The organism is Bacillus cereus group sp. N11, assembly GCF_016483605.1.
GTDB lineage: Bacteria > Bacillota > Bacilli > Bacillales > Bacillaceae_G > Bacillus_A > Bacillus_A toyonensis.
The window spans coordinates 26795-40212 of sequence record NZ_JAEHBN010000005.1; the positions used below are offsets into that span (position 1 = coordinate 26795).

A 13418-nucleotide genomic window follows, 5' to 3' on the forward strand; every position below is an offset into this window, starting at 1 on the left:
TCAGTCACCTTATTATACAAAAGGAAATTGAAATATTCAAAAATTAAATTAGTATCCTTGTGTTTGACGCTGATGATTTACTTCATTTTTATCTAAATACGCTTTTTCAATTTCTTCTTGTTCAAATTCAAGTGCTTGTCCAAGTCGAAGATAGCTTGTAAATAATTCAATATAGTTCGTGATAGATGGTTGATCTGTAAAACGAATTACTTTCGCATATGTGTCTAAGAAAATTTCCACTTGTGTTTTATTCGTTTGTGCACATTTATAGAATAAGAAGTTTTTATCAATACCTAAATCGATTCCGATTGATAAAATAAAATGCAAACCATCTACGTATTCTTCTAATATTACTTCACGTTCTGATGCTGGTTTATTGCTCCAATATTTAAAACAGCGTGTTTCATTTGCAAGTTCTCCAATTTCTACAAGAAGAGCTAGCATTTTTTCTTTTAACAACTTTTTCGGTTGTAAGTCATGTTCTTTTGCAATACGGTCATCTAATTCTTTTTGTAATTTAAATAGTTGTAGTAAGTCCATTCTATTGTCCTCCTCCAACATCGCATTTTATGCAACAATGTTGTTTCATCTCAAAGTTCATTATTATGTTTCAGTTCTTATGAATAAGTCAGCTATCTACCTCTTTATAAAATAGCTTGTCCTTAATTTACAAATACGTTTCAGTCATCGCTCGTATATTGTTCATCTGATGAAAGTTCCATATCATCTTTCCATTATAGCAGTGTCGTTTCGGCTAGGAAAGATACTCTTCTTTCCAAACGAGCATAATTGAAAAAAGCCAGGAGAATTCTCCTGACTTCATATGTATATTTTTCTATATCACTATAGTTTTTATGTTGATTTTGTCATATCGATAACGATGCTTCCATAAATCTTTAGAGCTTCATTCACTTCAAACTTCTCTTTGAAAACAAACAAAAAACCTTAGAAGAAAATTCTTCTAAGGTTTCAACTAATTAATTAGTTAATGTTGTTTTTTGCAACTGTTGCTAATTCAGCGAAAGCTTTTTCGTCATGAACAGCTAAGTCAGCAAGCATCTTGCGGTTAACTTCGATGCCAGCATTTTTTAAACCGTGCATTAAGCGGCTGTAAGAAAGACCATTCATACGAGCTGCTGCGTTGATACGTGTGATCCATAATTTACGGAAGTCACGTTTCTTTTGACGACGGTCACGGAATGCATACATTAGAGATTTCATAACCTGTTGGTTAGCAACCTTGAATAATGTATTTTTAGAACCGTAGTAACCTTTTGCTAATTTTATAACTTTTTTACGACGTTGACGAGTAACTGTACCACCTTTTACTCTTGGCATAATATTACCTCCTAATTGTTCTATATATCAGCCGAACTTATTTTAAGTTGTCAAGCATTTGACGAATGCGTTTGAAGTCACCAGCGCTTACTACACCAGCTTTACGTAGTTTACGTTTAGCTTTTGTAGATTTGTTAGCGAATAAATGGCTTGTGTAAGCGTGAGAACGTTTCAGTTTACCTGATCCAGTCTTTTTGAAACGCTTTGCAGCGCCGCGATGAGTTTTTTGTTTAGGCATAGGTATTTCCTCCTCTATCTATTACTTATCGTTTTTCGGTGCTAAAACTAAGAACATACTACGTCCTTCCATTTTAGGCTTAGATTCAATTGTACTAACTTCAGCACAAGCTTCTGAGAAGCGATCTAAAACACGTTGACCGATTTCTTTATGAGTAATGGCACGTCCTTTAAAGCGAATTGACGCTTTAACCTTGTCGCCTTTCTCTAAAAACTTGATAGCATTACGAAGTTTTGTGTTAAAGTCGTGTTCATCAATTGTTGGACTTAAACGAACTTCTTTCATGCTAATTACTTTTTGATTTTTGCGCTGTTCTTTTTCTTTCTTCTGTTGCTCAAAGCGGAATTTACCGTAGTCCATAATGCGGCATACTGGCGGTTTCGCATTTGGAGCAACTAATACTAAATCAAGATTAAGATTTGCAGCTAAGTCTAAAGCGTCATTACGAGACTTGATTCCAAGTTGATCGCCATTTGCGCCAACTAAACGTACTTCACGTGCACGAATTTGCTCGTTAATCATCATATCCTTGCTAATAGTAAGCCACCTCCAAGGTTTTCTCAGAACATATTTTGTAGTCATAGAACCCGACAAAAAAAGTGCGGGCATACGACACCCACACTTGTAAAATCTTAAGTAAGAAATACATTTACCTGCTAACTGCGAATGCGTCCATCAGGTGAGAAGCGGGTGCTTCTACTTGTTCCACAAAACAATATTCTATTATCCTTGATGAGTTTATCATAGGACATGACGTCTGTCAAGAAGACGCGATGTGTTTTACTAACAACAAGAAATATTGTAACAAACAACTAGCATACATGCAATACTTTTTTATGATAAGAGTTACATGGTTATTTTTTCTAGTTTTTCTCTTTTATATTAAAAAGAAAAGCCGCGGTATACCGCGGCTCTTTCTTATCTTTTTCCTTCTACTTTAATCATGTCAACAAAAGCATCTAATGCGATTGTTTCTGATTTTTGTTCACCATATTTACGTACGTTTACGCCATTTTCAGTTACTTCATTGTCACCTACTACAAGCATGTACGGAATTTTTTGCATTTGTGCTTCACGGATTTTGTAACCAATTTTCTCTTCGCGAGTATCTAATTCAACACGAATACCAGCACGGCGCAATTCATCTTGTACTTTCTTCGCATAGTCTAAATGCACTTGCGGAGAAACTGGAATTACTTGTGCTTGAACTGGAGCTAACCAAGTTGGGAATGCACCTTTGTATTCTTCAATTAAGAATGCTACGAAACGTTCCATAGTTGATACAACACCACGGTGAATTACAACTGGACGATGTTGTTTTCCATCTTCACCAACGTAAGCTAATTCAAAGCGTTCTGGAAGTAAGAAGTCTAATTGTACAGTTGAAAGTGTTTCGTCTTTTCCAAGAGCAGTACGAACTTGAACGTCAAGTTTTGGACCGTAGAACGCCGCTTCACCTTCAGCTTCGTAGTAATCAAGACCCATTTCATCCATAGCTTCTTTTAACATACCTTGTGCTTTTTCCCACATCTCATCATCAGCATAGTACTTTTTAGTATCTGCTGGGTCACGATAAGATAGACGGAATGAATAGTTCTCTAAACCGAAATCTTTGTACACTTCTAGAGTTAAGTTTACAACACGTTTTAACTCTTCTTTAATTTGATCTGGGCGTACGAAAATGTGCGCATCGTTTAAAGTCATTCCGCGTACACGTTGTAATCCAGATAACGCACCTGACATTTCATAGCGGTGCATTGTTCCAAGTTCCGCAATACGGATTGGTAATTCACGGTAGCTGTGAATATCGTTTTTATAAACCATCATGTGGTGAGGGCAGTTCATTGGACGAAGAACTAACTCTTCATTATCCATTTCCATTGATGGGAACATACCATCACGGTAGTGATTCCAGTGACCAGAAGTTTCATATAGCTCTCTGCTTCCTAGTACTGGAGTGTATACGTGATCATAGCCTAAGCTTGCTTCTTTATCAACGATGTAACGCTCGATAATACGACGGATCGTTGCACCTTTTGGTAACCAAAGTGGTAAACCTTGTCCTACTTTTTGGCTATTAGTAAATAGTTTTAATTCTTTACCTAATTTACGGTGATCGCGCTCTTTCGCTTCTTCAAGCATACGTAAATGCTCATCTAATTCTGCTTTCTTAACAAATGCAGTACCGTAAATACGTTGTAGCATTTTATTATTGCTATCGCCGCGCCAGTAAGCACCTGCAACGCTTAATAATTTAAACACTTTAATTTTCCCTGTAGATGGAAGGTGAACACCGCGGCAAAGGTCGAAGAATTCGCCTTGCTCATAGATTGAAATAACTGCATCTTCTGGAAGATCGTTAATTAAATCTAATTTTAACTCATCGCCGATTTCTTCAAAGCGACGAAGTGCTTCTGCACGTGGTACTTCATGACGAACGATTTCTAAGTTCTCGTTCACGATTTTTTGCATTTCTTTTTCGATTTTCTTGAAGTCTTCAACTGTAATTGCTTCTTCCATATCAATATCGTAGTAGAAGCCATTTTCGATTACTGGGCCAATGCCAAGCTCAAGCTTAACATCTTTATATAAACGTTTTAACGCTTGTGCTAAAAGGTGGGCTGTTGAATGGCGTAAAATGTATAAGCCATCTTCAGAATCTAATGTAATAATAGAAACTGCACCATCTTCTTCGATTGGTGTAACAAGATCAATCATCTCATCGTTTAATTTTCCAGCCACAGCTTTTTTCTTTAAGCCTGGGCTAATAGAAGCTGCGATTTCTTCAGTTGTTACGCCTTTTGGAAACTCCTTCACAGCTCCATCAGGGAAAGTAATTTTAACTACATCTGCCATCACTGGTCACTCCTCTTTTTCTCAAAATAAAAAACACTCATCCCGTAAAAAGGGACGAGTGTTGAATTCGTGGTTCCACCCTTGTTCCAATTAACATGATTGTTAATTGCTCAAGTTCAACATAACGGTGTTGTCCGTTAGCAATTACTAAAAAAATCGTTCACTGCTAAAGTTTAGAGGTGGTAAGTAATAATCCCGTACTAGGAAGCTCACACCCTAAGGCTTCCCTCTCTGAAAATCGTAGAAAACTACTCATGTCCTCATCATGACATTTCAATATATTTCATTTATGTAGGTAATTATATGCTCAAAAACTTAGAAAATCAAGGGCGTTACCTTTATTTTTTAAATTTTTCACATTGCGTTCAAACTCATGTAATCCGTGTATTTGTATCCGTTCTTGAAATACGTTTCGCAAAGTAATAATCATATTATGGTCTTGTTCTTTCGTATACAAATAGATTTTTTTCGGTGAAATAGAAAGAAGTGGTGCAATTACTTTTGTATCAATATATACATCTTTTTGCTTTAGCAAATCTTCATCTATATATTGGACCAATTTCTCCTGTTTTAAACGTCTACCTTTATCATCATAGAAAATAAAACTTTCATCAAAAATAAGATGCATACAGGACAAACGTGACTTTCGATTACTAACTTGTTGCCGGAGCGTCTCAATGAACATTTGATATTCTTGTTCCATCTTATACTCATCAATTGCCACTTCAGTAAGCTTAGCTACCATTTCCCTATATGTACGAAGACGAAAACGAACATATGATGAAAACGAGAATGAGAGCGGATCACAAAGCCAATTATTTAAAGAAGACTTAATATACGATTCAAATGTGTAACGTGTTAACTCACGAGCAACCCCATTTCTTCTTCCCTTTAAAACTTCTTGTGCTATATGCAATATTTGATGACACTCTTCTTGTTCTTCATAAAAAAACTTTTCTTTTAAAATTGTATAAATCCACTCATTTTGTTTCACATTCACAATGAAATATACCATGACTGGCAATAAAATCTTTTCAATATAGTGTGATTCACATACTGGTATGTGAATTACAACTTTTTGTTCCTGTAAATACACACTCGTTTCTTTATATAACACTTCCGCCCTTTTCAGTAGTTGTTTATATACGTGCATAGCATCATTTTTTTCTTCGAAGCAAATTTCAATCACTTTTGTCCCCCCTTTTATCCCCGCTCTAAAGGATTGTATCTATACGTTACAAATCCTATAAGAGTTTGGCCCGTGGAAGTTCACTCTTAGTAGAATTGCATTTCCTTTCGTTAGAAAATCCACTCGATATGGCTTGCTAATTTTATATATATTAAGGGAGGGAGAAAAAAATGATACAAGCTACTATGAATTTTCCATAAGAACTGTTCGTTTTACAATTCGACTACGCTGAAAAGCATTCAAAACAAAAAAAGAACAAGCTTCTCAGCTTGCTCTTTACTTATGACGGCGGTTTTTCCCACCGATTGTAATTGGTTTCGCTAAATATTTAATTCGTTCCATAATACGGGCCGCTTTCATTTCTTCTGCTTCACCGCGCTGTGTATACGTTAAGTGATGTTCCAACTGTTTGAAATCAAAATTAGACGTAAAGAACGTTGGTAAGTTTTCTAGCATACGGAATTGTAAGATTGCACCGAGTACATCGTCACGTACGAAACTAGACATCGCTTCCGCTCCGATATCATCTAACATTAAAACTTGTACCCGTTTAACCGCATCAATCTTTTCTCCAATTGAATTATCTTGAATCGAACTTTTAATTTCACGTAAAAATTCTGGGAAGTATACGAGCATGGAACTTATTTTCTTTCGAGCAAGCTCATTCGCAATCGCCCCTAAAAGATATGTTTTCCCTACACCAAATTTACCGTAAAGATATAGCCCCTGTACTTTTTTACCCGGTTCATATGTGCTTAAAAATTCATTCGCTGCACCAATTGCATCAATACGTGCATTTAACTCTGAAGGGTCTAAATTTTCCATAGTCGCCTGTAAAATATCCGTTGGCATATATACACTTTGAACGAGTTTTTCATATTTTTTTCTCTCATCATATGCTACTTTTCTAATGCAACGATCGTATTGAATATCAATCATCTTACCTTGGATAACGAGCTTCGGTTCATATCCTTGCAGCATATTTTTACATGTCCCTAGATCCGGACAATCTGAACAACCTACACATTGTCCAATATATTCATATAACTTCACAAGACTGCGCTCAATCATAGAAGTCGTTACTTCGCCTTTATGCTCGTCTATAAATTCTTTCACACGCGGATGTGCCATCACTTCCGCCTTTAATACTTCATATCTGTTTTTAAAATTTTCATTTTCCATTAATTTTGTAAATGAATTTTGAATATGCTCCATTTTCTCACCTCAAAGAGCGTTCATTCTCTTCTATTAATCACGCTTATATTTTTTCAACACTTCTTCTAGTCGTTTTCGTTCATCTTCTAACGTACTTGTATCTTTTTCCGCACGTACATCATTTTTCACAGTTTCTTTTTCTTTCGGCTCTTCTTTCAACCAATCTGGTACCATTTCTTTTCGTACTGTTTTCTTCGCTGTACGACCTTTTTTCTTCGTCTCAGCCCATTCTTGGTATTGACGGTTTTCTTCTTTTGCTAGCGCCATTGCTTCAGCTACTGTACCGACCTTTTTACGAGCCCAATGCCCAGCAATCTTCTCCACATACGTTTTCGCAAGTTTCATATCTGAGCGTAGCATAACGTAATAAATAAGTACATTCACAACTCCTGGCGTTAATTTTTGATTGATCATAACATCCTCAACAATTTGCAAGTCCGCTTTCGTCGCCTCTGCACCACCAGAAATCTCTTTCAATAGTTGTTTTGGTGAGATTTCTTCTAATTGTTTTATAAGCATCTCTTCTTGCGATGAAGGCTCTTTCTCTTTCATCGTACGTGCAGCGTGTGGCTGTACTCTTTCACTTAATATTGGTAACGCTTGACCATTTTCGAATTGGTACCAATCGCGCGCTCCTTTTCTAAGCCTTTCCATATCAATTGTTTGCATCTCTGTCACCGCACCAAGAACGATATTTTGCATCGATAACACATCCACACCATACACGTAAGCAAGTGTAATGACACATTCTCGCACTTGATCTGTAATCGCCTTTTTAGGAACAAGAGCGGACAATCCGTCTACAAATAAGGAGAAATCAAAGAAATCGTTCCAAACTTTAGGAGCATCTCCCTTTTCATTATTTGGCATCATTGTCGCTTTTGGAATACGGAGTTCTTCTTGCGCATGCTCAAGCTGTCCTGGATTAAACGAATCAAACACCTCATTAAAAGAACGTGTAATATTTTCATAAGAAGCAAAATCAAATTCTTCTTCTAAGAAATATTGTTTTACTTGATTATATTTTGTCCGACTCAATCGATTGTATAAAAAGATACTTAAAACAATATCATCAAAAAACTGCTTTGGAGATAAAGGTGGTTGCAATTCGTATATAAACATTCGAATATCTTTTTCTTTCTTAATATATACCTTTAAAAGCCCAATTGCCTCTAGCTTTACTCGTTCCTCATATATTTCGGGAAGTTGCATTTGCATGGTCACCATAAGGGAATGATGTGTATTCTCTTTTCCAAATACACGATCTTGCTCTAACGCCCCCCATAGCGTCATGTACAAGCTAAAAGCTCTACTACCTATTAACGGCTGATACAACATCGTTAACACTTTCCGGTCGTAATTATGTAGTAGTCCTTTCGTACTTACTTTATAACGATCAATCGGCAATAGCTCCATCCATGACTGTTTTTGCATTCTTGCTTTTCCTTTCTCTCATCCAATCTATCCTCTAATTCATTCGTTCTATCTTCATTATATATTTTATCCCGCTATTTGCGGGCAGTAAGACTCCCACATCAAAATTCGGCGAATGCACGAAAGTTTGGTAGGAGATACCTTCCCGTAAATGCCCGATTGGTGAAGGCTAATACTCATTTTGGAATGAACAAAATTCCCAATGATTATTAGCGAAAAAGAGCTATTAGCTTACGCTTCTAGCTCTCTTACCTCATTACTTACAGTATGTAAAGAGAATTGAATACAGCTTCTATTCTCTTTCTTTTTGCAGTATATCTTTTAATTCTTCAATAAATACATTTAAATCTTTAAATTGACGATATACAGAAGCAAAGCGTACGTAAGCAACATCATCGATATCACGAAGTTCTTCCATAACAATTTCACCAATCATATCACTTTTCACTTCTGATATACCTAAATTACGAAGTTCACGTTCCACACTTTGTGTTACTTCCTCTAATTGTCTTAAAGATACTGGTCTTTTCTCACATGCTTTAATTAAACCGCGTAAAATCTTTTCTTTATTAAACTCTTCTCGTGTGCCTTCTTTTTTAACAACGATAAGAGGTGACTCTTCTACTCTTTCAAATGTCGTAAAGCGACTTAAACAACTTTCACACTCTCTCCTTCTTCGAATAGAGCGCCCTTCGTCTACCGGACGCGAATCTAACACTCTTGTGCCATTATGAGAACAGGATGGACAACGCAATTCATTCACTCCCTTACAATTTAATTTTTATTTTTCTCTACTTCATTCACGTAAAAATATATATACAATATTATATAACTCATTCTAATGCTCTTACCACTCTAAGTTTAAATACATGATTTCATCATCTATTTTCCCAACAAAATAAGATGGTAGATGTAGCACTAACTTATGTGTGAGAGCTCCATTTAACTAACTAATGAACACGTTATGTTTTTCCTTTTTTATAAACTAAAAAAGAGGTGCATTATACACCTCTTTACATTTTAAATCAATTATGTTCTTTTTTAAAGAGCTTTTGTTTCTCTCTGCTTAATTTCGAAGCTACCAGTGCCTCGAGGAAGCTCGATGCTCTCACGCGTTTTCGCGTTTAAACCTTCTGCAATATATTCTGCAGCAACATTTGGATCAATACGATCCCCACAAGTATAAACATCAATACTTGCGTAACCGTGCTCCGGAAAGCTATGAATTGTTAAATGTGATTCCGAGATAATTACTACTCCACTTACACCTTGTGGTGCAAATTTATGGAAAGCAACCTCACGCACTTCAGCACCAGCTCTTAGTGCTGCATCCACAAATAATTGTTCAATATACGGCATGTCATTAAGCTTGTCGAAATCGCAATCCCAAAGTTCAGCGATCACGTGACGACCCATCGTATCCATAGTATCCATTCTACAGTTCCCCCTTGTAAATTTATTCTAACTGTTCGAATTGAAAACTAATTTGCAATTTGGCTTGCTCCACTACCACGGGGGAAAGTTAGTCCAGAGAGGTCCTAACCCTTTAAGTAGTGACTACGTACCTCAGCTCTTAAGTTTACGAGTGTTAGTATACTTTGTTTATTTTCATTTTGCAACAACAGTTTTTTCGATTTTCTGTCATATTTTCCTCTTTACTTTTCCCTAAAAAAAAGAAACGATTCACAAATACAGTAATAACAACGCTTCGTGGTATGTCCACTTTCCAAAATATACTCATATAATTTTTTTCCTTTTCAGAAAAAAATAAAAAAAGAGAGGGCAATATTCACTTGCCCTCTCCCTTATTCACTTAAATATGTTGCACATTTTTTTGTTTCGCTAATTCGTCAACAACTAACGTTACAAGATCTACAACACGACGAGAGTAGCCCCACTCGTTATCATACCAAGCAAGTACTTTTACTTTACGATCACCCATTACCATTGTAGATAAGCCATCAATAATAGCTGAGTGTGTATTTGTATTAAAGTCAATAGATACTAAAGGCTCTTCGCTAAATTCTACAATACCTTTTAACGCACCGTTTGCAACAGTTTTGAATGCATCGTTAATAGCTTCAACTGTCACATCACGTTTTACATCTACTACTAAGTCAACAAGAGACACGTTTGGTGTTGGTACACGAAGTGCCATACCATGAAGTTTTCCGTTTAAATGCGGAAGAACTTTTGCTAGCGCTTTCGCAGCACCTGTCGTTGTCGGAATGATTGATTGTCCGCAAGCACGTGCTCTTCTTAAATCTTTATGTGGGTTATCAATATTTTTTTGGTCATTTGTATAAGCGTGAACAGTCGTCATTAAACCGTTTTCAATTCCAAACTGCTCATCTAACACCTTCACAACAGGCGCTAAACAGTTTGTTGTACAAGATGCATTTGAAATAACGGTATGTTTTGTAATATCTAATTGGTCTTCGTTCACACCAACTACAATTGTTACATCTTCATTTTTACCAGGCGCTGTTAAAATAACTTTTTTCGCTCCAGCTTCAACGTGAAGAATTGCTTTTTCTTTTGAATTAAATTTACCAGTTGCTTCAATTACAACTTCAACACCTAGATCTGTCCAAGGCAATTCCTTTGGATCGCGGTTGTTTAAAAGGCGAATCATTTTCCCATCAACTAATAAGTGATCTTCAAATGCTTCTACTGTTCCGTCAAACTTGCCGTGAACTGTATCATATTTAATTAAATGTGCTAACGTTTCAGATGGATAGCTTGCATTGATTGCTACAATTTCGAATGCGCTTTCTTTTATTGCCTGACGAAATACCATTCTCCCAATACGTCCAAATCCATTAATTGCCACACGAGTCATAATATGTTATCCCCCTTGAATGCGTTATACTATTTATCTCCAATCCCAATAATAGTATAACACAAAAAGGGGATATGTCACTAAGCATTTTCATTAATTTCACAATTTTTTAGTCAATAATGTTCCATTTCTTTAAAATTTCCTGTAATTGTGTTTTCGTTCCCATAATTGTGCCATCATTATTTATTACTTCATCCGCATGCTTCACTTTTTCTTCTAACGGCATTTGCGATTGTATACGTGCTTTTGCTTCTTCTTCCGAAAAATTATTTCGCTCCATTAAACGTTTTAATTGCGTATCAGGCGTGACAGCTACAACTAAAACACGATCAACGAGACTTGTTAATTTACTTTCAAACAAAAGAGGGATATCTAACACAACCGCTTGCATACTTTCTTTTATGTACATTTCCTTTTGTGCATTCATTTCCTCACGTACTGCAGGATGAACAATTTTATTTAACTGCAATCGTTTTTCTTCATTATAGAAAACAACATTTCCTAATTTCGGCCGATCCAGTTCTCCATCTTTTTGTAACACTTCCGTTCCAAATACTTCTACTATTTTGTTATATGCTGGTTTTCCTCGTTCTACAACTTCTCTTGCAATAACATCTGCGTCAATAACCGGTATACTTAGCCCACGAAACATTTCTGATACCGTACTTTTTCCGCTTGCAATTCCTCCCGTTAATCCAATTACCACTGTCATAATACTTCTCCTCCTCATAATAAAAGGCGCGAAACTAATGTTCCACGCCCATACTTACATTTTCCAAATTCCAATAATAATGAGTAATACCCCAGGCAGGAATGTAAATTTTTGTAACCATTTCATATTCGATAAAACTGTACCCAGCTTCATTCCAATAAACAAAAATAAAGAACTCATAACTGCAACTAATATTGCCATCATAGCGGGTGCATAACCTAATAAAGATGCACCAATTCCAGCACCAAACGAATCCACGGAAAGTGCGATACCAAGAAGTAGCGCTTCTCCTGCAGAAATAGTTCCCGATTTATCAAAATCTGCAACAGTCGGTTTCCGTAAAATTTGAATTACTAACCCAAGTGAAGCAATTTCTAGTTTCCAAACCTTCTCTTCTTGCTTCGGTTCTTCCTTTTTATCACTTCGAAAAAATTGATATAATACCCAAATCCCTATTCCAATAAGAACAAGCCCACCGATACGCGTTGCGATAACAGGTGAAAATATTTTCGCAATCATATGTCCAATTCCCATTGAAACAAGCATAACAGCCGCTGAACAGATTCCGATAATTATAATTGATCTTAGTGGAATTCTTACACTTCTCAAACCATATGTCAGCCCTACACTACAGCTATCTAAGCTTAATGTAAAAGCTAATAAAATAAGAGATAAATAAAGGTACATCGGTAAGCTCCTCCCTTATACATAGCTCTGCTGTATGTATATGACAAATGCCTATCCGATGTTATCTCTTTTCTATATTCTAGGCTGACAAATTGGGCAATAATGCGTCCCTCTTCCGCCAACAACTGTTTTTTCTAATATCGTGCCACAAGTTACACATGGTTCTCCCTTTTTCCCATATACATTTAAAAGTTCTTGGAATGAACCAATTTGCCCTTGCGAATTCATATACGTTCTAATTGTGCTTCCGCCTCGCTTCACTGCTTCGCCTAGCGTTGTAACAATTGCTTCGTAAATTCTTTCGATTTCTTCTTGCGTTAAAGATGCAGCTTCTCGCTCTGGATGGATATGAGAACGGAATAAAACTTCATCTACATATATATTTCCAAGCCCTACTAAAAGACGCTGATCTAATAATACGACTTTTATTTTACGATTTGTCTTTTGCAATTTTTCTTGTAAATACTGTGGTGTCAATTCAGCATCAAATGGCTCTGGACCTAAGTCAACAAGAGGCATTTGATTTAACTCTTCACCTTTTTTAAAGAGATGCATCGTACCAAACTTTCTCACATCTTTATAATGTAATTCAGTTCCATCTGTAAATAAGAAACGGACGTGCGTATGCTTATCAATTGGCTCATCCTCTTGATGCAGTAAAAACTTTCCTTCCATACGCAAATGTGAAACGATAACATAATTCGTTACATATAAAAGCAAAAACTTACCTCTTCGCTTTATCGTTTCAATTTTCTCGCCTCTGAGCATTTCTTTAAAGATTTCCGCATCATCTGGTCGTTTTACTATTTTTGGATACGTAACAATAACATCTTCAATCGTTTTTCCTGTTACAAGATTTTCGAGTGTCCGTCTGACGTTTTCAACCTCTGGTAATTCAGGCATTTCA

General features: G+C 36.3%; 14 protein-coding genes and 2 other annotated features. All 14 genes read right to left on the reverse strand.

The annotated features are described in order from the left end of the window. Positions 1-48: 48 nt before the first annotated feature. On the reverse strand, positions 49-540 hold the full coding sequence (locus tag JDS98_RS09645) for a dUTP diphosphatase (protein WP_000365050.1): 492 nt from the start codon (positions 538-540) through the stop codon (positions 49-51). Between the two features lie 441 nt (positions 541-981). Further along, positions 982-1338, reverse strand: a complete 357-nt coding sequence (rplT, locus tag JDS98_RS09650; protein WP_001138362.1) for a 50S ribosomal protein L20 — start codon at positions 1336-1338, stop codon at positions 982-984. Between the two features lie 37 nt (positions 1339-1375). Next, positions 1376-1576: a 50S ribosomal protein L35 gene (gene rpmI / locus JDS98_RS09655; protein ID WP_001125945.1), complete on the reverse strand. Its 201-nt coding sequence runs from the start codon at positions 1574-1576 to the stop codon at positions 1376-1378. A 21-nt stretch (positions 1577-1597) separates the two neighbouring features. Further along, entirely contained in the window at positions 1598-2101 is a 504-nt protein-coding gene (gene infC, locus JDS98_RS09660) for a translation initiation factor IF-3 (RefSeq protein WP_000973214.1), read from the reverse strand. Between the two features lie 62 nt (positions 2102-2163). Continuing rightward, positions 2164-2284 (reverse strand) — a sequence feature (ribosomal protein L20 leader region). Positions 2285-2494: 210 nt separating this feature from the next. Further along, the gene (gene thrS / locus JDS98_RS09665; RefSeq protein ID WP_000786076.1) at positions 2495-4432 is read right to left on the reverse strand and encodes a threonine--tRNA ligase; all 1938 of its coding nucleotides are present in this window, start codon (positions 4430-4432) and stop codon (positions 2495-2497) included. 47 nt (positions 4433-4479) lie between these two features. Then, positions 4480-4708 (reverse strand) — a binding site (T-box leader). Between the two features lie 31 nt (positions 4709-4739). After that, positions 4740-5621, reverse strand: coding sequence for a putative sporulation protein YtxC (gene ytxC / locus JDS98_RS09670; protein WP_199633837.1), 882 nt, complete (start codon positions 5619-5621; stop codon positions 4740-4742). A 276-nt stretch (positions 5622-5897) separates the two neighbouring features. After that, positions 5898-6836, reverse strand: coding sequence for a primosomal protein DnaI (gene dnaI, locus JDS98_RS09675; protein ID WP_000400118.1), 939 nt, complete (start codon positions 6834-6836; stop codon positions 5898-5900). 33 nt (positions 6837-6869) lie between these two features. Next, entirely contained in the window at positions 6870-8270 is a 1401-nt protein-coding gene (locus JDS98_RS09680; protein WP_097959258.1) for a replication initiation and membrane attachment family protein, read from the reverse strand. Positions 8271-8562: 292 nt separating this feature from the next. Continuing rightward, the gene (nrdR, locus tag JDS98_RS09685) at positions 8563-9024 is read right to left on the reverse strand and encodes a transcriptional regulator NrdR (protein ID WP_001203687.1); all 462 of its coding nucleotides are present in this window, start codon (positions 9022-9024) and stop codon (positions 8563-8565) included. 287 nt (positions 9025-9311) lie between these two features. After that, a complete protein-coding gene (gene speD, locus JDS98_RS09690; protein WP_002003660.1) occupies positions 9312-9695 on the reverse strand; it encodes an adenosylmethionine decarboxylase in 384 nt (127 codons plus the stop codon). A 388-nt stretch (positions 9696-10083) separates the two neighbouring features. Then, on the reverse strand, positions 10084-11112 hold the full coding sequence (locus tag JDS98_RS09695; protein ID WP_000198973.1) for a glyceraldehyde-3-phosphate dehydrogenase: 1029 nt from the start codon (positions 11110-11112) through the stop codon (positions 10084-10086). Positions 11113-11221: 109 nt separating this feature from the next. Continuing rightward, positions 11222-11824 (reverse strand): dephospho-CoA kinase, encoded by a 603-nt coding sequence (gene coaE, locus JDS98_RS09700; RefSeq protein WP_199632129.1) that lies wholly within the window; start codon positions 11822-11824, stop codon positions 11222-11224. A 54-nt stretch (positions 11825-11878) separates the two neighbouring features. Continuing rightward, positions 11879-12511: a sporulation membrane protein YtaF gene (gene ytaF / locus JDS98_RS09705; protein ID WP_000281731.1), complete on the reverse strand. Its 633-nt coding sequence runs from the start codon at positions 12509-12511 to the stop codon at positions 11879-11881. Between the two features lie 72 nt (positions 12512-12583). After that, the gene (mutM, locus tag JDS98_RS09710; RefSeq protein WP_001114492.1) at positions 12584-13414 is read right to left on the reverse strand and encodes a DNA-formamidopyrimidine glycosylase; all 831 of its coding nucleotides are present in this window, start codon (positions 13412-13414) and stop codon (positions 12584-12586) included. Between the last annotated feature and the right edge of the window lie 4 nt (positions 13415-13418).

Excerpts from the sequence above, each read along its gene's own strand:
- rpmI (WP_001125945.1), bottom strand. The coding sequence starts at position 1,576 with ATGCCTAAACAAAAAACTCATCGCGGCGCTGCAAAGCGTTTCAAAAAG.
- JDS98_RS09695 (WP_000198973.1), bottom strand. The coding sequence starts at position 11,112 with ATGACTCGTGTGGCAATTAATGGATTTGGACGTATTGGGAGAATGGTA.
- rplT (WP_001138362.1), bottom strand. The coding sequence starts at position 1,338 with ATGCCAAGAGTAAAAGGTGGTACAGTTACTCGTCAACGTCGTAAAAAA.
- speD (WP_002003660.1), bottom strand. The coding sequence starts at position 9,695 with ATGGATACGATGGGTCGTCACGTGATCGCTGAACTTTGGGATTGCGAT.
- thrS (WP_000786076.1), bottom strand. The coding sequence starts at position 4,432 with ATGGCAGATGTAGTTAAAATTACTTTCCCTGATGGAGCTGTGAAGGAG.
- mutM (WP_001114492.1), bottom strand. The coding sequence starts at position 13,414 with ATGCCTGAATTACCAGAGGTTGAAAACGTCAGACGGACACTCGAAAAT.
- infC (WP_000973214.1), bottom strand. The coding sequence starts at position 2,101 with ATGATGATTAACGAGCAAATTCGTGCACGTGAAGTACGTTTAGTTGGC.
- dnaI (WP_000400118.1), bottom strand. The coding sequence starts at position 6,836 with ATGGAGCATATTCAAAATTCATTTACAAAATTAATGGAAAATGAAAAT.
- coaE (WP_199632129.1), bottom strand. The coding sequence starts at position 11,824 with ATGACAGTGGTAATTGGATTAACGGGAGGAATTGCAAGCGGAAAAAGT.
- ytaF (WP_000281731.1), bottom strand. The coding sequence starts at position 12,511 with ATGTACCTTTATTTATCTCTTATTTTATTAGCTTTTACATTAAGCTTA.
- JDS98_RS09680 (WP_097959258.1), bottom strand. The coding sequence starts at position 8,270 with ATGCAAAAACAGTCATGGATGGAGCTATTGCCGATTGATCGTTATAAA.
- JDS98_RS09645 (WP_000365050.1), bottom strand. The coding sequence starts at position 540 with ATGGACTTACTACAACTATTTAAATTACAAAAAGAATTAGATGACCGT.